This is a genomic window from Psychrobacter sp. AOP3-A1-26 (assembly GCF_052378235.1).
In the GTDB taxonomy this organism is placed as follows: domain Bacteria; phylum Pseudomonadota; class Gammaproteobacteria; order Pseudomonadales; family Moraxellaceae; genus Psychrobacter.
In genome coordinates this window covers 1-19,588 of the sequence record NZ_JBQSXN010000058.1, presented here as the reverse complement: position 1 = coordinate 19,588, position 19,588 = coordinate 1, and the positions used below count along the sequence as shown (strand labels likewise).

Sequence of the window (19,588 nt, the reverse complement as noted above, 5' to 3'; positions counted from 1 at the left end):
CGCATTTGGTATTGCACTTCATGTGTTAATCTAAGGTTATTAATATCAGACATAACCTAAATTATGGTTAGCTCGACTTATATAGAAACCGCGCTATTTTTTACATATTTAAAATACTGTATCGGGAAAATCTTGTCATAAGCCCAGTTATAAGAAAAGGTATAAGCCAAATAAAATCCAACCAATGACGCATCCATAATAAAGGCTTGCCATAAACTAATGCCGAGATACCATGAGACCATGGGCAGATATAGAAGCAGCAGACCACCCTCAAATAGCAGTACATGAAGCACTCGAATCGCTGGGGTCTTAAATGTGCTGCGTTTAAACTTTACCATGCCTTTATCAAAGACAGTATTGAAACCGTAGTTCCATATAGTCGCTATGATAGAGCCTACGATGGCAATAACACCGATATCTTTTATGTCAAAATCAAAAAAGAAGCTCATAATGGGAATGGATAGTATTAATGCAATTATTTCAAATCCAACAGCGTGACGTATACGATCTCTATGAGTTCGCATGATTAATCCTTATAGAATATACATTCATAGTACTTAGTTGACTCTATTGTATCTGTTAAACTAATAGATTAAAGTTACTGTCTATAGGAAAAACCGATACATGAACTTTTCTTTAGAGCAACTACAAGCATTTGTGGCAACGGTAGAGACTGGCTCGTTTTCGGCAGCAGGACGGCGGCTTGGCAAAGCACAATCATCGGTTAGTGCGGCGGTGGCAAATTTAGAAATCGACTTGGACAACGTGTTATTTACTCGAAATAGTCGCTATCCTGAATTGACGGAGGAAGGTAAACGGCTGCTAGCTGAAGCGTATTTAATACTGGAGCGCTGCGAGCATTTCTTCGGGGTGGCGAAAAGCTTAAGTGAAGGTGTCGAAAGCCGTTTGGTGCTGGCAGTTGATGATCTCTATCCATCAGAGTGGCTGGCGCGATTGCTCGATGAGTTTGATAACTTGTTTCCTACTGTGGAGTTAGAATTGCTGCTGCCCATCATGGAAGATGTTAGTCGTTTAATTTTAGAAAAGCGCGCGGATCTAGGCATTATGTGGAGCCAAGAGGATTTGCCATCGGCTATTAGTTTTCATACCTTAGGCTGGATTCCGCTTAAGATGGTTTGTGCGCCTGAGCATGAAATAGCAAACCGAGTGGTCAGCTGGGAGGACTTAAAAAGATACCGTCAGCTCATTGTTGCAACGCGCAACGAGAGTAAAGAAAAATCACGCCTACGGGTTGCCGCCGATGTATGGTGGGTTGAGAGTCAGTGGGTGATTATTGAGCTGGTGCAACGTAACCTTGGTTGGGCGTTGGTGCCTGAGCATATTATCGTTGATGCGTTAAAGGATGGCTCTTTGGTATCACCAAAGCTGGATTTTGATAAGCACAGTTGGCCCGTTGCGGTTGAGCTGATTTGGCATAAAGAAAAACCGTTAGGTAAGGCTGGCACGTGGTTAAAACAGGCGGTTATTACCTTAGACCAACAGGCATAATAGCCTTTCTTTATAGCTATCAATCAAGGGCTGATACCCTATCAATTATTCATTCGTCAAAACCATAAAAAGCCCTCTTCGCTATTTTTACATAACGTAGAAGGCTTTTTTAGTTTTCTAGGTGACTCTGCCAGTATTAGGCTTTAAGAATAAGATTACTCTATAGATTGATTTTTAAATCAACTGTGCCAAATCAGTTAATTTATCCAATACTATATCTGGAGAAGACTTTTCAAGCTGTGCTTTGGTTTGCGCGCCGGTCAACACGCCTATACATAAGCCACAATTGGCATTTTTCCCTTCTTCAATATCGATGCCACTATCCCCCGCTTTTAACACTTGCTGTGCATTTTCAATACCAAACTTATCCATGGCAAGCGTAATCATATCTGGCGCTGGGCGACCATTCACCACATCATCAGCTGTAATTAGTGCATCAATCTCGCGACCTACTGACCACCCTAAAATAGTTAATATCTTATTGGCAGTCTTTGCGTCATAGCCCGTATTTAACACCACTGTTCTACCACTGACTTTTAGCTTATTAAACAGCTCCAGCATGCCATCAAAGGTAGCCAAAGTATCTGCTGTATAAGCCTCTGCCAAACTGGTTTTAAAGATTATAAAGGCTGCATCTGTAAGTGGTTCAACCTCATCCTCAGCGATATCCAATTCATTCAGTATGTCATTGATCGCTTGACGTTTTTCCTTGCCAGCGCCAAACTCTAAGCAGATATCTAAACCAACTTTATGATTCGCTTTATCGTCATCGTTAAGCGCTTGATTGATCGCATCACGTACCGTTTTATAGACGAGATTGTCTTCATTAACAGTCGTGCCCGCCATATCGAAAATACATAGCTGAATATGATCGAATTGCTCTTTAATACTATTAATATCTGTACTCATTATTTTGACTCCAATACGAAATGAATTAACTCTTCACCAAATGCAAAGCCTGTCGATGCGCCAGTACCGCTAGTGACAGAGCCGACAACCACTCCTTTTTCTGGTGAGGCTTTAAAAACTACGTTATCACCGCTGGGATAAACACCTAACCAATGCTGCACGATATCAATCTCGCCAACATCCATGACTTGATGAAACTCGTTAATGATTAAATCATCGATACGCACATCTCTAAACGGCAACTCCTTATCGCTATAATCATGGCTATCACCAATGATGAGAGAGCCATCGGCGGATTGCACCACGATTAGATGAACGCCTGCTTTGCGCTCAGCTGACTGGATGTTATCCAGTAATGAGATTAACCTTTGGGCTTCAGGTAATTGGGCAAAGCCATCATATCGCGCAAAGCTTAAATCCGACATCACCGCAGCATTTAGCTTGAATGCTTTTTTCGGCATGACACGCATCATATTGAGCGTGCAAAGTTTGGCCTTAGCCTGCGCCAAAGTCTCTGGATATAAGCTATGCAAATCTGTACCGGGACAGACGACACAATGCTCTGCTTGCAGCGTACCACGACTGGTATGAACCATAGGTAGCTCGATGGAATGCACAGTGGTTTTATTATAAAAATCTACCCCGTGCGCTTGATGTAACCAATTTGCTAATTTACCAATGGCGGTCTTTGATTCGACTCTAAGCTCATGAGGGCTATATAACACACCTAAACTGTCTTTAAAATACGGGGTGTTTTCTGCTATTTCAGCTTGAGTTAATAACCGACAAGACGCGCCCATCTCTGTTTGTAAAAACGCCTCAGCCACGTCCATTGCCTCTGGGCGCTGAATAAACATATGCAAACCACTATGCTCCACCTCGATACCTGCTTTGGGTGCTATATCTGCCCAGATATTACGCGTATGCATTGCTCGCTGCCAATGCGCGCCACTTTGCTGCCCACTCACGGTGACAAAACCAAAGTTACGTACTGACGCATCTTTATTTTGTGACTCTCGTTCTACCAACGCCACACTCAGCCCTTTTTTAACCGCGGCATAAGCGCTGGCAAGGCCGACAATACCACCACCAACTATCACCACGTCATATTTTTTTTCAGACAATTTGCTTGTTAACTGCACTTTGATGTTCCTTATTTTTAGAATGTAAAATTAGAACTTATATCTCAAATTTAGCCCGCCCTGGTTGCAACGCTTATAGCTTTTGACCGTGGAAAAATGCCCTGTGCTTATCTAGTAACTCAGCGGTAAGTGGCTCAGCATAGGTTTTTACATTTTTGATTTGGTTCTCAGATGCAACAGTTTCACCGTCATAGATGATATTTGGATATATTTCTAATAGCTGCGGTCGCGCATTTTTGACGATGATTTCGGCCATTTTCATCGCATTTTTATTGGTTTTATCGCCTTTATCGATGACAGCCACCGACTCACTTAGCGTATAGTTGCCTTCGCTAGGATCGATGTAATCAATAGGCAGTCCTTCTGCTTTATTAACGACGGCTTGATGGCGCATGCCAAAGCCAATAGGCACTTCACCTGCCATGACCTTTTTTAATGGACCTGAACCTGATAATTCTAGATTTGGTCCGGCGTTTTCGCGAATACGATTCATGATGGTTTGCCCTTCGGCATCCATGCCATAGGCAGCAGTGATATTCTGCACAAACAACCAACCGGTCGAGGAGCCATTGGGATCAACCATAGCAATTTTGTTTTTATAGATGGGTTTTGCCAAATCTTTGGCACTGGTTGGTCTAGGCAAATTTTGCGCGGCCATCTCTTTGGTGTTTAAAATAATCGCCCCAGTAAAGCTTAGAATGGGTGCATAGTAACTAGGAACCGCTACTTGGGGATTGACCTCAAAGCTGACATCCTTAAACATCGAATGTTTTGCCTGCGCGCTCTCTAAATAAAACGAGCTCATGGTGACTAAATCTGCTTCTATATTCTTACCTTCGGCCAATAAACGCCCGCCAAGCTCACCCGTACCAAAAGACTGAAATATATATTGCCCTTCATACCCTGCTTCGTTTAGCACTTCTTGGATGACTTCTACCGCTTCTTCGTCGGCATTGCTATAGATGATAACCTCTTCTGCACTACTTCCCTCTGAAGAAGCTGAGCTACAACCGGTCAAAATAATGCCGCATGTGAGACCTATCATTAACGTTTTTAATGAAAACATTTTTTATCCTATAGATTTTATTGAGTTTTAATAATTAAAGTTTGATTTGTATGGTCGATAACTATGTTTAAGCCGTCGTTGACGCAACAAGCGTCCCATCTTTAGCTTTCGTTGTCCCGTAGAGTCGTCGGCTATGTATATGACGAATGATGGCAAACAGTATCAAGGCGCAGATATTGGTCAGCAATATCATCAGCGATAAGATAAAAATCTCATCAAAGCGCGCAAAGTGCTGTAACTCTACGATTTTGGTGGTGAGCACCATGGTTTTGGCACCAGAGATAAAGATAACTGCGCTAATCGTTACCATGGCACTGATAAAGTAGAACGAAGCGACTTCAATTAAGGTAAAAAATGAATTGGGAATCACAATGCGCCGCAGTGTCGTAAACCATGAATCACCTAATAAGCTAGCCGTCGTCTCCCAGCCTAAGTTCATTTTAGCCAGTGCGTTTTTACTCATCAGATAAGGGGTGGCGAAGTAGTGAATGATGTTGCTTATCACGATAATAAAAATAGTATTGGCAATTGCTGAGCCTGAAAACATCATAAGATAGGCAATACCCACGACCATCCCTGGTACGGTATTGGTGACCAATGCTGAGCTCTGGATACTGAATTTACCGATTTTGAATAAACCAGAGCGCTCGCATAATAACGCTGAAAAGTAAGTGATTAAGGTGCCAAAGATAGCCGTCAATACCGCTACGATGAGTGAGTTTTTATAGACCCGCATTAGATTGGCAGATTCTAAAACCTTGCTGACGGTTTCCGTGCTGAATTGCATTTGATAAGGCCATGTCTTTATCCACGGAATGATAAATATCACCGCAAAAACCATCAGTAAGCAGAACAAGATAGCGCTCGATAATACGGCTAATACTCGGTCTTTGATTTTCGAAGAAGGCAGATCGATATTTTCAACCGAATCGTAGCGGATATTAAAGCGCGCGACATACCAGAGTATGGCAATACTCAATACCGATGGAATGAGCATAAACAGTGCGACCACCGCCCCTTTTTCAAACGAAGGAGACGCGCCTAATATTTGTGTATAAAGCTCAATGGCGATGACTTTATATTGCCCACCAATGGACGCTGGGATACCAAAATCTGTGAAGGCTAAAAAGAAACATTGAATCATTGCCGCCGCAAAAGTACCAATTAACGGGCGAATAACCGTCATATCGAACTGGCGCAGAGACGAATCGCCCATTAACTCCGAGACGATCACGAACTTTTTATCTAAATATTGAAAGGTATTATTGAGTAATAAAAAGGCGATGGGTAAGGTGTAAATGGTATAGCCAAGCCACATTCCTTGAAAGCCGTATATATTTTCAAACAGCTGAAAGCCGAGTATTTGGGTCAATAACCCTTGCTTACCAAAGGTATAAATAATAGCAAAGCCATAGGTCACCGTTGGCAATAACATGGGCAATAGCGCTGCAACTTTAATGACCTTTTTAAAGCCCTTCGGTAAATTAGTCCAATGCACGGTATAAGCTAAGATGAAAGCCAGCATGGTGGCACTCAGAGCACTTACCGTCGCCACAAGAAAACTATTAAACATCACCTGTTTAAAGCTATCACTACTTGCGATACTTTTATAGTTATCTAAGCCAATGCCATCGCCGACATTTAATGATAACGCCAGCATTTTACCTAAGGGTACAAACAAAAAGGCGATGAATAAAATCGTCACAAATAGCCAAATGCCTTTTGCTTGGGGTGGGTTACTAAGCTTCATAAACGTCCAAAACAATCAAATGGTCAGGTTTTTACTGAACGACAGCTATAGTCAGTATCTTAGTTGCCGATTCAGTCACTGTAAGCTTCTACAAGATTAGCCTTTCACCGTATCTTTTGACTTTTGCTTATCATGGACAGTGATAACTTTAGAATCAGTATGACGAGGGCTAATATCAGCCTCATACTGTCCATAGTTTTGAGTTTGAGTGTATTTACTTAGCGGATCAGCTTCAGATATACCATCGGCAAATAAGCTTAAGATATTGCGACGTTTGATATTGAGCTGATTTAGAATGAAGTTGGTGACAAAATCATTAGCAGGATTGTGTATGATTTCAGCGGGTTCAGCGAATTGCGCCACTTTGCCATCTGATAGCAGTAGGATGCGATCAGATAACGTCATCGCCTCTTCTGGGTCATGGGTGACAATCAAGGTAGTCAGCTGATAGCGTACGGCAATCTCACGAATGCGCTCTTTGACGGTTTCCTTAATCACCCCATCTAATGCCGACAAAGGCTCATCCAACAGTAGTATTTTGGGTTTCATGACCAGCGTACGCGCCAGCGCGACACGTTGTTTTTGACCACCTGATAGCTGATGAATGCGCTTACTTAGGTGCGCCTTAATATCGAGTAAATCGATCAGTTCATCGACTTCTTGTTGTGTACTGACACTAGGATTGTTACGCAGACCGTATTCGATATTTTGTTTGACATTAAGATTGGGGAATAACGCATAATCTTGAAAGACGATATTAAAGCCTCTTTGTCTCATAGAGACGCGGGTAATATCTTCGCCGTTATAGGCAATACGGCCGCCGCTAATGTCGGTTAGACCCAAAATCATATGCAGTAAAGTGGTCTTGCCGCAGCCGGATGGCCCTAAGATTGAAACTATCTCACCCGTGTTAATTTTGAGTGAAAGATCCTCGAATATCACCTTATCATCATATCTCTTTGTAACGTGTCTTAGCTCTAACATATCCACTCACCTAATCGCTTATGATTAAAATTTAATTATTTATCTTGGATAGGTCAGCAGTGTATCTAGCAGATATGACACTTCGATGAAAAAAATGATAAAAAATCGCGTAAAAGGTTTTGGCATTTTTTGTTTTCTTAATATCAACAACCCATTATTTGACCCCGTCACCTTAACGTCTTCTTAACAAGCTAGTTGTTAATGTAAGGAATATATATTCCCTATAACCCTGTTGAGAAGTCTGTGTATGTTGACACTTCAAGCACTTAGTACCAATGCCACTAAAGCTGATGCCAAAAAAAGCATCATAAGCAGATACTTTAATCGTGAAATTCATCTTAATTATCTAATTATTATCATTGCGCTATATTTGGTGGCTACTGCCAATATGAGCTTTTTTGAGCAAGTGTTAAATATTTATCCTTTTAGCAGCAATATTGGCTTTATGATTTCTATCACAGGCTTACTGTTTGGATTGATATGGCTAGTGCTGCAACTATTGTGTTATCGGCCAATCGCAAAGTTAGTGCTGATTGCGATGGTATTAATAGCTGCGGTATGTGGTTATTTTACCGATGGCTATGGAACGATATTTGATCATAATATGCTGGTCAATAGCATGCAGACCGACCAAGCAGAAGCGATGGGCTTGATGGCACCGAGTTTTTTTGTTCGCGTTCTTTTATTAGGAGTATTGCCAGCTATTATCATTGCTAACATTCGTATCAAGCGTACGCCTTTACGCCGCGCATTATGGCAACGAGCGCTTACTTTGATACTCTCTATCGTATTAATAGCCATCTGCCTACTACCCTTTGGCGACCAATACGCCACCTTTTTTCGCCAGCATAAAGTGGTGCGTAGTTATACCAATCCTATTACTCCTATTTATTCTGTCATCAAACTTGGCACTGATTACGTCGATGAATTGCGTCGTCCTGACACCTTAATACTGCATGCAACAGATGCCAAACGCACCATACCCGTCGCTAGCAATAGCACAGCTACGGCAAAACCTAAATTAATGGTCTTTGTCGTCGGTGAAACGGTTCGCGCTGACCATATTGGCTTAAACGGGTATCAGCGCGAGACTATGCCGCTACTGGCTAGCCAGCCAGATATTTATAGCTTTAGAAATGCGACCTCTTGTGGGACCTCTACCGCCTATTCGGTTCCTTGCATGTTCAGCTATGCTGATAGAAAGGATTACGATGCCAGTAGTGCGGACTATAATGAAAACGTGCTTGATACCTTGCATAAACAAGGCGTCAACGTTATTTGGCGCGATAATAATTCTAGCTCTAAAGGCGTCGCCGATAGGGTGACTTTTGAGGATTATAAAACGCCTCAACTTAACCCTGATTGCGATGGCGAATGCCGTGATATTGGTATGCTCAATGGCTTTGATAAACTGGTAAAATCAGAGGCATCACCAGTAAAACCCGATACAGTAAATTCGAATACAGTGCCAAAAGACACGCTTGTTGTATTGCATCAAATGGGTAATCACGGTCCTGAGTATTACAAACGCTATCCTAAAATCTTTGAAGTTTTTAAACCCGTTTGTATGACCAATGAGCTGTCTAAATGTGATGGTCAGTCGATTATCAATGGCTATGATAATGCGATTCGTTATACTGATTATTTTTTGAATAACGTTATCAATACGCTAAAAGCTTATGAGCAGGATTATGATGTGGTGATGGTATACATCAGCGATCATGGAGAAAGTTTGGGTGAAAACAATATCTACTTGCATGGCTTGCCGTACAGTATGGCGCCAGATGCTCAAAAGCAAGTGCCTGTGATTGTCTGGTCACCTGCGAGTAATGGCATCGATAGCACTAGCAGCAATAAAAGTAGCCTTGCTAACATGATTAAGCAGCCCGTATCCCATGATTTTATTACCCCAACCTTACTTGGCTTTTTTGGTATCACGACCGATGAGGTAGCTGCCGCACCGACTTTCTTTAAAGCTACCACTTAGAGTTTTGTAGGCTATTTTAAGACTTTTAAACCTATTTTCTTAGCGCCCTGTTGGCATTTATGCACGAGACATGTATGTACAAGATACTCGTTATTGAAGACAATCCTGATATTGTCGCCAATATTTACGCTTTTTTTGAGCCCAAGGGCTTTGAGCTGGACAATGCTCATAACGGGATTAGTGGTTTGACGCTCGCCTCGAATAACCGTTATGACGTTATATTATTGGACGTCATGCTACCGGGTATGGATGGCACCAAACTGTGTAAAAAGCTCAGAGAGGAGCTGCATGATAAAACCCCCGTATTGATGCTGACTGCTCGCGATACTATTTCGGACAAAGTAGCAGGCTTCGATAGTGGCGCGGATGATTATTTGGTCAAACCTTTCTCATTGGTTGAATTGGAATCACGCATAAAAGCCCTGATACGCCGCCATCAAGATAGGCATTTTGAGCACAGTATCACAGTCGGCAAACTGTCTTTAAATACGGAAGTACACACGATTGTTCGTGAGGGCAAACCTATAAAACTGACGCCAACTGGGTTTAAGATATTACAAATACTGATGAGCGCTGCGCCGCGAGTGGTCAGCAAAAACGAGTTAGAAGAAAAAGTATGGGGTGAGGATATTCCAAGTAGCGATGCGCTGCGAACCCATGTGCATAGCGTACGCGCACAAGTCGATAAACCGTTTGATAAAACGATGATAGTGACTGTGCCTGGGATTGGTTATCAGATTATTGATCCGGACAAAGAATAAAAGACGATCGTAAGATTGATAATATTAAGCGACTCAACGCTATTATGAATGCTCTTGCTACTCTTTCATCTCGTTCTACCTACTGCTTGTCATTAAGAAGTAAATACCATGTTAGTAAAGACAATGTTTAGCGTCGACTCCATCGCCAATAAATTTCGCATCTCCTACTTTCTGTTTGCCCTATTGCTTTGCGCCACTTTCGTCAGTATTTTTATGTATGCTGAAATGAAGCTTGAACAAGAGTTGGTCAAAGCACGCTTGATTCAACAATTGGCACTCAGTCAAGAAAAAGAAGGTGAGCAGCCGGTTTATATTGCCAATCCCGGTATCAAAATCTATGACTATGATAATGCACCTGCTAATCTAAAAGCCATGGCAACCGATACGGTGCAAGAAACGCCGGTCACTGTAGATACCGAATCAGGCAGTATCAACACTAACTTGCATTTTTTTCTCTATCAACAAAACAATCACAGCTATCTTTTAACCTATTTAGAAGACAGTGAGTTGGTGATGGAAAGCTATCCCGTTTTGGCCATATTTGAGCAATTAGAAGACATATTTGCCAACGCCTTAAAAGTTGCTGTTATTTTAAGCCTGCTCATTGCTGCGATATTCTCTCAGCTGTCCTCAAGGCAAATCACCAAGCCTTTATTAGACTTAAAAAAAGCCGTAGAGACTGACCATCAAAATTTAACCGAATTGACTCATTTGCCATCCGAGGTTGGCGTTTTGGCTCGCGCCATTGATGAGAAAAACCAAAAGCTTGAGCAGTACTTAAAGCGTGAGCAATTATTTACCGGTGATGTCAGCCACGAATTGCGCACGCCCTTGACCATTATTATGGGCGCATCAGAAGTACTGGCATCACAATTGGCCGACGACAGTCACTTGAGCGAATTTACCAATCGCATTAGCAATACCGCCAAAGAGACCTCTGAGATTATCACCGCTTTACTCTTACTCTCTCGTGCACCTGAAAAACTGGACACGCCGCACACATCTATCAATAACATTGCGGTTAATGAAGCTGAGCGTTTAAAGTATTTATTACGCTACAAGTCAGTCACGTGCACCGTCGTCGCTGAACAAGAATATTTCGCCTATGTACGACCTGAACTGCTAAAAATGGCATTAGGGAATCTAATAAAAAATGCCTTTCAATACACTGATGATGGTGAAGTTATTATCAGTATTGACGCTGAGAAAATCACCGTCACCGATACAGGTCTTGGCATTCCTGAAGCCATGATGCCATTGCTATATGAGAGATTTGAGCGTTTAGAGTTACCACATAATGATAAGCAGTCGGATAAGATTGAAGGTACAGGTTTAGGTCTTAGCATCGTGCAACGCATTATGACGCATATGGGCTGGAAGCTAACCCACCAAGCCAATACTACAGGCGGCAGTACCTTTAGTATTTATTATCAATAGTTTTAGGAGAAGCTTAACGCTTTCTTAATACGCCCTATTTTATACTCAGTGCTCACTGGTTCCATTTACTCTTTTTAAATGGTTCGAAATCTACCGTATGCACTGATTTTAATAGACTATTAAGAATCCAATATGAACCAAGTCACTCCCATTCATATCAATAACAATCAAACAAACTCCCATTCTAACAACTCAGAAATGCCTGATACATTCATTATGGCTGATAACTTTGCCAGTCATGCAAAAGGTAAAAAGGGGCTTTCTCGTATCGTTAACGCCGCAGGGTATTCCTTAGATGGATTTAAAGCGGCTTATAAATTTGAAGCAGCGTTTAGACAAGTGCTATGGCTCAATCTAATCTTATTCACTGTCATTATATTTATGCCTTTTGGCACCAGTATCAAAATGATGCTAGTCATCGCCTCGTTTTTATCTTTGATTGTCGAGCTTATTAATACCGGTATTGAAGCCAGTGTCGACCATACGTCAACGGCAAAGCATCCCTTAGCTAAAATAGCCAAAGATGTCGGTTCGGCGGCGCAATTTTTGGCGTTACTGCTGTTATTTGTCTTATGGTCAATGGCATTAATGAGTGTGGTGCTTTGAAAGCCTATTCAGCTAATTGGGTCTGGTTAAAGCTACTGTGTTTAACCATTATTGCAGCGCTAACATTTGAGCATAGTGCGTTAGATGTGCGTATTAATGAGCTCTTCTATGTAAATGGGCATTGGCTTTTAGAAAAAGGCGCTCAGCCTTATGCCTTTATTTTTTATGATGGACCCAAAGCTTTGTTGATTGTATTGGCGATTTATTTGCTGATTGTGTTAATCATTAGATATAAACAACCTGTCGATGCAAACCTGTCACTAAATACCGTAAAACCTCATAGATTGATGACTCCTCTATCAGCTCGGGAAATCTGTTATCTACTAACTATTATTATCTTAGTACCTACTAGCATTGCCTTATTAAAAGGTGTCACCCATGTTAGCTGCCCCAATCATTTGACGCTGTTTGGTGGTGAGCTGCCCTATCTTAACCTTTGGCAAAATATGGTTGCGAATACGCCAGCCAAGTGCTTCCCAGCCGCGCATGCAAGTGCAGGGTTTTCTTTATATGGATTAGCATTTTTACCTACTCTGCATAAGTATCGCTATAGAATATGTGCAGCGGTCACAGTTTTAGGCTGGACAATGGGACTTTACAAAATGCTCTTTGGCGACCATTTTTTCAGTCATACCTTAGTGTCGATGCTATTGTCATTGACGATAGTCTGCGCGCTTGCAAGTGTATTTTTTAAAAGGTCTACTATGCATTAATTCCCAGACTAAGATAGTTTCTTAAAACGCATTCAAATGAACTACCCACTACCTTAGAGGTAGGGGTTTCTTAGGTAACGCTCTTACTTGACACGATATTCTGTATCAGCGGTTAAGCGAATCAACTAAGCTAACCCTGTCGCACCGACAGTTTTTGATTGTTTAGCCAGTATCAATCCTTGATGTAAGATATTGATACTGGCATTGATATCGCGATCATTTTGCTGCAAGCAACTTGGACAATTCCACATTCTAACCGACAGCGGTAATTCAGCTTTAGTCAGTAGATGGTTGCAGTTTGAGCAAGTCTTAGACGATGGAAACCATCGGTCTATTTTGACAAGCGTTTTGCCGTACCAGTCTGCTTTATAGGCAAGCATGGTGGTAAATGACGACCATGAGCTGTCCGATATGGCTTTAGCTAATTTTCTATTCTTAACCATACCCTTGACGTTCAAGTCCTCAATAGCAATAACATCGTGGTTTTTGATGAGATTGAATGAGAGTTTATGTAGAAAGTCTTTGCGAGTATTGGTTATTTTCTCATAGACCTTGGCGACTTTTGTTTTTTGCTTTTGATAGTTGCGGCTCTCTGACAACTTGCGTTGATCCGCTTTGGCAACGGCTCTGCGTTTGGCTAGTATGTTCTGTTCACGCGCAAGCTTGTCTTGCAGCTTCGATAGAAACTTAGGATTGGCAACTTTGCTGCCGTCCGATAAGACGATAAAGTCTGTCAATCCTAAGTCAATGCCGATGTTAGAGTGGGTTTTTGGTAATTCATTAACGATGGTTTCAACCAACAGGCTGACAAAATATTTACCTGATGGGGTATGGCTGATGGTGGCGCTCTTAATTAAGCCGTTTATTTCACTTGGGAACTTGGCGTTGATATGGCCTATTTTTGGCAGTTTAACGGTGCTATCTGTGATCGTCACTGTACCCTTTTGGTTGTTGGTGGTGTAACTGTCTTTAATACCCTTTTTCTTGAACGTAGGGAATCGGGCACCTTGCTTGAAAAACTTATTATAAGCAGCTCTTAGGTTTTGCTGCACATTAGCCAATGCCAAGCTATCGACTTCTTTGAGCCATTCAAATTCTTTCTTATACTGAGCAGGAGTGTTTTTAAGCTCGGTCTTATGTTCGTTGTAATGATCAATCTTGTCACTAAGCATCCTATTCCAAATAAAGCGTGTGCAGCCGAATGATTTGGCAAAGAATACTTGCTGTTCATCAGTCGGATATAGCCTGATTTTATGGGCTTTTAGGATTTGCTTTGGCATGAAATACTTATTGTTAGTTGGTGTTATATTTATTATTAATTATACTACAGGTAGAGGTTATTATCACCAACAACGCATTCATCTCAACACCTTAGAGGTGGGAGAATTCTGCGCTAAGATGTTAAAATCAATAAATTCTGGCAACGCAAACCCTTACTCTTTATACCCTCCATCAAATACTCCCTTTTATTACTCAAACTTTTATTGCCCTCTAAGCTCAGCTTAAGGTTGGTTTGTTTTAATAGTGCTAACACAGGCTATTTGCAATAAATCTAGCCTCATCGTGATAGACACGTTTATTTTAATAGCGTGTTATCGCCAGTAAATAAACTGACTACTAAGCGGGGTATAATGATGGGCCAGAACAATCATAGCGGTATAACCAACGACGCAAGTAAACCCTTTTCACAACCGTCTAAAACGAAGCAAGTAAGAGTTTGGGATATCCTTGTTAGAATCACCCATTGGGCAGTCGCTATTGGTGTTATTGCAAACCTATTGTTTACAGAGGACGGTAGCGATCTGCACGCATACGTTGGCTATACTGTCGTGGGGTTAGTTGTCATACGTTTATTATGGGGCTTTGTAGGGACACGCTACGCTCGATTTAGCAGTTTCTTTCCTACTCCTTTACGTATCAAGCGCCATTTATCAGCACTCAGCGTCCGTCGTACCGATAAACAGCATCTTGGTCATAATCCATTAGCCGCTATTATGATGCTATCATTATGGGCGGCGATTATAGGGCTTGGAATTACAGGCTATCTGATGGAATCAGGAATGATGGGTAACGAAGATTTTCTTGAAGAGGTGCATGAATTATTAGCAAATAGCTTGTATCTATTGGTTCCTCTACACGTTATCGCGGCGCTTGTCATGAGTTACTGGCAACGACAGAATCTGATTAAAGCCATGATTACTGGTAATAAAACCATAGTAGATGAACCCTCTAAATCAGAATAAGAAAAATGATGGAGCATGGCATATGGCACGTATATTACTCATAGAAGACGATAGCACTATCGCCGACGGTATTATTCTGGGTTTAAAAAGTCATGGCATGATGGTCGATTGGTTCGATAATGCAAAGCAAGGTGAGCTGGCATTACAAGATAATATGTTTGATGCGGTTTTGTTAGATTTAAGCTTGCCGCAAGGCGACGGTATGACGGTATTAAAAAACTGGCGCGGCAAACAGATAGACACCCCTGTATTAATCATCACTGCTCGCGATGCCATCGCCAATCGCGTGGCCGGACTCAATGCAGGGGCTGATGACTATTTGATTAAACCCTTTGCCTTGGATGAAGTTATCGCTCGTCTGCAAGCACTGATGCGGCGCAGCCAAGGACGTAGCCAACCTGAAATTCGCTACGGTAACGTGACTTATCAGCCGCATAGCCAACAACTCTACCATCAAGGCAATCTTATTGAGCTTACGATTAAAGAGGTGGCAATACTAGAGCAAATGCTGACGCATCCTAAGCAGATTCACAGTCGGGCAAGCTTAGAGGACAAGCTCTATGGATGGCAACAAGATATCGAAAGTAATGCCATTGAAGTACATATTCATCATTTACGCAAAAAGCTTGGCAATGATTTTATTTTAACCAAACGTGGGGTGGGTTATTATTTAAATCCCACTTACAATCATCTATAGTGATTTAAAAGCTTAAACTTAAACTTAAAATCATAAAATCCTTCATCACCTTTTGCCCTGTGAGCCTATGAAAAGTATCCAACAACGACTACTGACGTCCTTATTGATTGGACTGCCTTTGCTTTGGTTACTCACCTCCAGCTTTATCGCTTGGCGACTGTGGCATGAAATCAATGAGATGAATGATACCCAAATCACGCAAGTCGCCCGTTACTTAATCGGGGTATCTGCTGACGAGGAACATGACGACGATGACAATGGTAACGATGACCATAAGAAACAGTCACGCGCTGCCAAAATATATCACTTAAAAAGTAAGCAGCTATCCGGTGATCTTGGCGAGGCTGAAGATGATTACATGGGGTTCGCCATCTGGAATAAAGACGGTCGGCTGCTCATGGCGGACGAAAATGGGCAGTCATTTAAATTTCTCCCCGATCAACATGGCTTTTTAGAAGACCATCATCATGCCTATCAGCGCTTGAACCCTTTTAACCATCAATGGCGCTTGTTTTATATTCACGATGAACATTCTGATAAGCACGAAAGCCGTATGATTGCGGTTGGTCAAAACCTTGATTCTCGCCAAAAAATGATTGTCGAGACTATGTCGGTGCAGCTACTGCCTATGCTGATTGGGTTGCTGGCGTTCATGGGTCTCGTCGTTCTACTCATTCGCCGTGGCTTTAAACCTTTAACAGAGGTCAGCGCCGAGCTTGAACAACGTCAGCCACAAGATGACAGCCCCATCACAGCACATGTCCCTAAAGAGATTCAGCCTTTAGTCAGCGCCTTAAACGTGTTATTTGTAAAAGTAGCTGACACTTTAGCGCGTGAGCAACGCTTTACGGCTGATGCGTCACATGAGCTACGAAGTCCGCTTGCCGCCTTAAAGTTACAAGCGGATTTATTACAACAGCAATTACTGCAACTGTCAGAGATAGAGGACGATAGCCAACTGTTCTATCACACTCAAAAAATCAGTGAGGGTATTGAGCGCGCCAATCACTTGGTTGAGCAACTTTTGACGTTAGCAAAAATAGAGCCACAGCAGCACCTGCCTGCTGAACAATTAGAAAAACCTGATTGGCTGGCTTTAACCGACGAAGTACTTAGCGAGGTCAATCGGCTGGCACGGGAAAAGCATATCCAACTCAAGCGCACAGTGCTGTGTGACCATCCTGCCGATATTTTACCTATTCTGGTAAACCCCACCTTATTCAAATTATTAATTCGCAACCTCTTAGAGAATGCCATTCATTATTGCCCAGAAGGCGCTTTGGTGGAATTACAGCTAGATATAAATGCTATCCGAGTGCTCGATAATGGCAATGGCGTCGCGCCTGAGCAGTTAGCACGGCTCAGCGAACGCTTTTATCGACCAGCTGGTCAAAGCCAAATGGGCAGCGGCTTAGGTCTATCTATTGCCAATCGGATTGTCGAGCTACATAACCTGAACTTAGCATTTGCCAACCGTCCTTCTCCAGAAACCGGCTTTATGGTCACTATCAGTAAATAAAGCCGCCTTGTCTTAAGTTTGAGTTAATCTTCACCGCGTATGCTACTTGTATTCCCTCATGATTTCATACGGAGTACAACTTATGAGCCTGCCACTATTAAAACCCTTGTTATTGACTATCGGTGCCTCTTCACTGGTCTTCTTTGGCGGTGTCATCGCATTAACGACAGCGTCATCAGATTCTACTGATGTCTTATCAGCGGCAAATATCACCAATCAGCTGACTGCTGCTGTTAAACAGAACACTGCTATTGAGCCGCTATCAGCTGCGATGCTTACAAGCGACCAAGCAATCGCCTTAGCCAAACAAAACCTTCCTAATTCAACCCTACAAGCGACTCCAGAGCTGGTTAACTACAACGGTGCCGTCGCCTATGAGGTGCGCTTAGATACCAACACCACTTATATTGATGCCAATCTCGGCTCTATCTTGAACCCTGTTAACACCAGTGCTGCCTTTGTTAATGACGACTATTCTGATTATGACGATGACGATAAAGATAAATACGAAGACCACGACAATGATCAGGCGAAACACCATAAGAAAAAGCATAAGGATAAATACGATAAAGAAAGCGAGCGTCTGATTGCTACGAGCTATAAGCATGATAACGATGAGGATGACTATGATGATTAATTCTAAAGTACCTGCTACTAAAGCCCTTCATAAAAACCTAAAAAAAGCCGATCCTATTGCGACGTTTAAAAATAGCATTCTCATCGTCTCGGTCGTTGGCACCATGGCAGGTTGGCTCATATTACTTGATCAAGAAGCCGATAGTTTACCTGCCAGCACCGCTATTCCTGTCAGCACTAGCATCTCAAACCCTAACGTCATAGTGGCTCAAACCCCAAGTGGCGTTGATATCACGCAATTAAGACAAGTGAATGAAGTAGAAAGCCCAGCGGTTGAAGCGATAGCGGTTGTCGCTCGTACCCGCTCTTCTCGATAAATAAAAAATGATGGGCTTAAGATGATGACCAATCGTGCAACTAAGGACTTCTTATGCAAGCAAACACCAACAGCAGCACGCCACAACTAGCGACCTTTATATTGCCGGCGATGGGTTGTCACGTCCAAATCAGTCTAAATATTACGCAATTAAGCTTGCAGCAAACGCAAGGCAACACAGACCAAAAAATTGACCAAAAAATCGCTTTGGTTAAAGTCTATGTAGAAGAAAAACTGCTGCAGTGGGAGCATATATTCAGTCGTTTTGATAACACCAGCGAGCTGATGAGACTCAATAGTCATACCAATCAATGGACAGATATCAGCCCAGAATTGTTTGCTGTTTTAGAAAGCGCCATTGCTTTTGTGCCAAAAACCCAAGGCTTAGTCACCCCAACATTACTAAACACCCTGTGGGATATTGGCTATAAACACTCATTTGAGACCTTAGCAAAACAACCGACGCCGTCTGTGCAAACTGCTCAGCCGACTTTGCAAGATACTTCTGATGCTTCTAAAAACGACGCTGCCAATCAATCCATAAAAAATATCAAGCTTCGCACGTCAGCTCATGGACAACACAAAATATTTCTCCCGACTGGCACAGCTCTCGATTTAAATGGTTATGTCAAAGGATGGTGCGCGATGCAATTGGCCGAATACATCAGTCAACGCTCTGACTGGCAATTGCCTTGTTTAATTGATATGGGAGGCGACATAGCGATTGGTGTGCCAAATGAGCAAAAATTTGCCAAACCTATTACATGGGCCATTGCTATCGCCAAACCCTATATTGCTGATAGCCAGCAGCTTCCAGATGAAGAAGATATCGCCATTATTCATATCAGTGCGGGCGCTGTTGCAACCTCAGGTCAAGACTATCGCCGTTGGTGGCATAAAGGCCATTGGCAACATCACTTGATACACCCTTATTATGCTTGTCCTGCAAAAAGTGACGTTTTAAGTGCCACCATACTTGCTGATGATACGCTGACCGCAGAGGTATATGCCAAATACTGTGTCATCCTAGGCGCGAAAAAAGCGCTGCAATGGCTGTCCGAACAGCATATTGCCGCCGTATTAGTCGATACTAATCACAAGGTCACGGCTTCACCCGCCATTCATCCAAACTTAATTGCCATTTAATCCATAAAACATATTTAAGTCGTTATTATTTAAGGTTTTACTATCTTAAGTTGTTACCTTGATTGGAGAATAGCCATGCATACTGACTCTCACCCTGATTCTAGCAATCACTTGATAGTTAAACTAACTAAGAAAGTCTTTCAGGCGCTATGGACAGTATTTATTTT

At 42.2% G+C, this 19,588-nt stretch carries 19 protein-coding genes; 12 read left to right on the top strand and 7 right to left on the bottom strand.

Annotated features, from left to right (window positions below; all coding sequences use genetic code 11):
- Positions 1-77: 77 nt before the first annotated feature.
- Positions 78-524 (bottom strand): PACE efflux transporter, encoded by a 447-nt coding sequence (locus ACT3TU_RS10010; RefSeq protein ID WP_192529279.1) that lies wholly within the window; start codon positions 522-524, stop codon positions 78-80.
- A gap of 100 nt (positions 525-624) precedes the next feature.
- On the opposite strand from ACT3TU_RS10010, the gene ACT3TU_RS10005 reads away from it, so the two are divergent.
- Positions 625-1,509, top strand: a complete 885-nt coding sequence (locus ACT3TU_RS10005) for a LysR family transcriptional regulator (RefSeq protein WP_068035765.1) — start codon at positions 625-627, stop codon at positions 1,507-1,509.
- Positions 1,510-1,683: 174 nt separating this feature from the next.
- On the opposite strand, the gene ACT3TU_RS10000 is transcribed toward ACT3TU_RS10005, so the two are convergent.
- From ACT3TU_RS10000 to ACT3TU_RS09980, 5 genes are all read right to left on the bottom strand, one after another.
- A complete protein-coding gene (locus tag ACT3TU_RS10000) occupies positions 1,684-2,418 on the bottom strand; it encodes an HAD family hydrolase (protein ID WP_192529280.1) in 735 nt (244 codons plus the stop codon).
- Positions 2,418-3,560: a TIGR03364 family FAD-dependent oxidoreductase gene (locus tag ACT3TU_RS09995; protein WP_192529281.1), complete on the bottom strand. Its 1,143-nt coding sequence runs from the start codon at positions 3,558-3,560 to the stop codon at positions 2,418-2,420. The genes ACT3TU_RS10000 and ACT3TU_RS09995 overlap by 1 nt, the downstream gene beginning before the upstream one ends.
- Before the next feature lie 73 nt (positions 3,561-3,633).
- Positions 3,634-4,626 carry an ABC transporter substrate-binding protein gene (locus tag ACT3TU_RS09990; RefSeq protein ID WP_192529282.1) on the bottom strand — a complete coding sequence of 331 codons (993 nt, stop codon included), beginning with the start codon at positions 4,624-4,626 and terminating at the stop codon, positions 3,634-3,636.
- A gap of 67 nt (positions 4,627-4,693) precedes the next feature.
- Positions 4,694-6,376, bottom strand: a complete 1,683-nt coding sequence (locus ACT3TU_RS09985; RefSeq protein ID WP_192529283.1) for an ABC transporter permease subunit — start codon at positions 6,374-6,376, stop codon at positions 4,694-4,696.
- Between the two features lie 96 nt (positions 6,377-6,472).
- Positions 6,473-7,360: an ABC transporter ATP-binding protein gene (locus ACT3TU_RS09980; protein WP_192529284.1), complete on the bottom strand. Its 888-nt coding sequence runs from the start codon at positions 7,358-7,360 to the stop codon at positions 6,473-6,475.
- 247 nt (positions 7,361-7,607) lie between these two features.
- Here ACT3TU_RS09980 and ACT3TU_RS09975 point away from each other — a divergent pair, with 247 nt between their 5' ends.
- The 5 genes from ACT3TU_RS09975 (at position 7,608) to ACT3TU_RS09955 (ending at position 12,864) form a co-directional block, all read left to right on the top strand.
- Positions 7,608-9,347 (top strand): phosphoethanolamine transferase, encoded by a 1,740-nt coding sequence (locus ACT3TU_RS09975; protein WP_192529285.1) that lies wholly within the window; start codon positions 7,608-7,610, stop codon positions 9,345-9,347.
- Between the two features lie 74 nt (positions 9,348-9,421).
- On the top strand, positions 9,422-10,108 hold the full coding sequence (locus tag ACT3TU_RS09970; protein WP_192529286.1) for a response regulator transcription factor: 687 nt from the start codon (positions 9,422-9,424) through the stop codon (positions 10,106-10,108).
- A 123-nt stretch (positions 10,109-10,231) separates the two neighbouring features.
- Positions 10,232-11,545: a sensor histidine kinase gene (locus ACT3TU_RS09965; RefSeq protein ID WP_192529288.1), complete on the top strand. Its 1,314-nt coding sequence runs from the start codon at positions 10,232-10,234 to the stop codon at positions 11,543-11,545.
- Between the two features lie 216 nt (positions 11,546-11,761).
- Complete coding sequence (locus ACT3TU_RS09960) at positions 11,762-12,151, top strand: diacylglycerol kinase (protein WP_372828893.1); 390 nt, start codon at positions 11,762-11,764, stop codon at positions 12,149-12,151.
- Positions 12,148-12,864, top strand: coding sequence for a PAP2 family lipid A phosphatase (locus tag ACT3TU_RS09955; protein ID WP_225735420.1), 717 nt, complete (start codon positions 12,148-12,150; stop codon positions 12,862-12,864). Before ACT3TU_RS09960 ends, ACT3TU_RS09955 begins: the two co-directional genes overlap by 4 nt.
- A 125-nt stretch (positions 12,865-12,989) precedes the next feature.
- Here ACT3TU_RS09955 and tnpB read toward each other — a convergent pair whose 3' ends face one another.
- The gene (tnpB, locus tag ACT3TU_RS09950) at positions 12,990-14,144 is read right to left on the bottom strand and encodes an IS200/IS605 family element RNA-guided endonuclease TnpB (protein ID WP_444784326.1); all 1,155 of its coding nucleotides are present in this window, start codon (positions 14,142-14,144) and stop codon (positions 12,990-12,992) included.
- A 351-nt stretch (positions 14,145-14,495) separates the two neighbouring features.
- Between tnpB and ACT3TU_RS09945 the strand changes: the two genes are divergently transcribed.
- The 6 genes from ACT3TU_RS09945 to ACT3TU_RS09920 all read left to right on the top strand — a co-directional run bounded on the left by ACT3TU_RS09945 (position 14,496) and on the right by ACT3TU_RS09920 (position 19,421).
- On the top strand, positions 14,496-15,107 hold the full coding sequence (locus ACT3TU_RS09945) for a cytochrome b/b6 domain-containing protein (protein ID WP_444784325.1): 612 nt from the start codon (positions 14,496-14,498) through the stop codon (positions 15,105-15,107).
- 22 nt (positions 15,108-15,129) lie between these two features.
- Positions 15,130-15,804 carry a response regulator gene (locus ACT3TU_RS09940; RefSeq protein WP_201565587.1) on the top strand — a complete coding sequence of 225 codons (675 nt, stop codon included), beginning with the start codon at positions 15,130-15,132 and terminating at the stop codon, positions 15,802-15,804.
- 67 nt (positions 15,805-15,871) lie between these two features.
- Positions 15,872-17,323, top strand: a complete 1,452-nt coding sequence (locus ACT3TU_RS09935) for an ATP-binding protein (RefSeq protein ID WP_281491412.1) — start codon at positions 15,872-15,874, stop codon at positions 17,321-17,323.
- Positions 17,324-17,405: 82 nt separating this feature from the next.
- A complete protein-coding gene (locus tag ACT3TU_RS09930; protein WP_444784324.1) occupies positions 17,406-17,960 on the top strand; it encodes a PepSY domain-containing protein in 555 nt (184 codons plus the stop codon).
- The gene (locus tag ACT3TU_RS09925) at positions 17,950-18,276 is read left to right on the top strand and encodes a hypothetical protein (RefSeq protein WP_444784323.1); all 327 of its coding nucleotides are present in this window, start codon (positions 17,950-17,952) and stop codon (positions 18,274-18,276) included. Before ACT3TU_RS09930 ends, ACT3TU_RS09925 begins: the two co-directional genes overlap by 11 nt.
- A gap of 53 nt (positions 18,277-18,329) precedes the next feature.
- The gene (locus tag ACT3TU_RS09920) at positions 18,330-19,421 is read left to right on the top strand and encodes an FAD:protein FMN transferase (RefSeq protein ID WP_444784322.1); all 1,092 of its coding nucleotides are present in this window, start codon (positions 18,330-18,332) and stop codon (positions 19,419-19,421) included.
- Positions 19,422-19,588 lie beyond the last annotated feature (167 nt).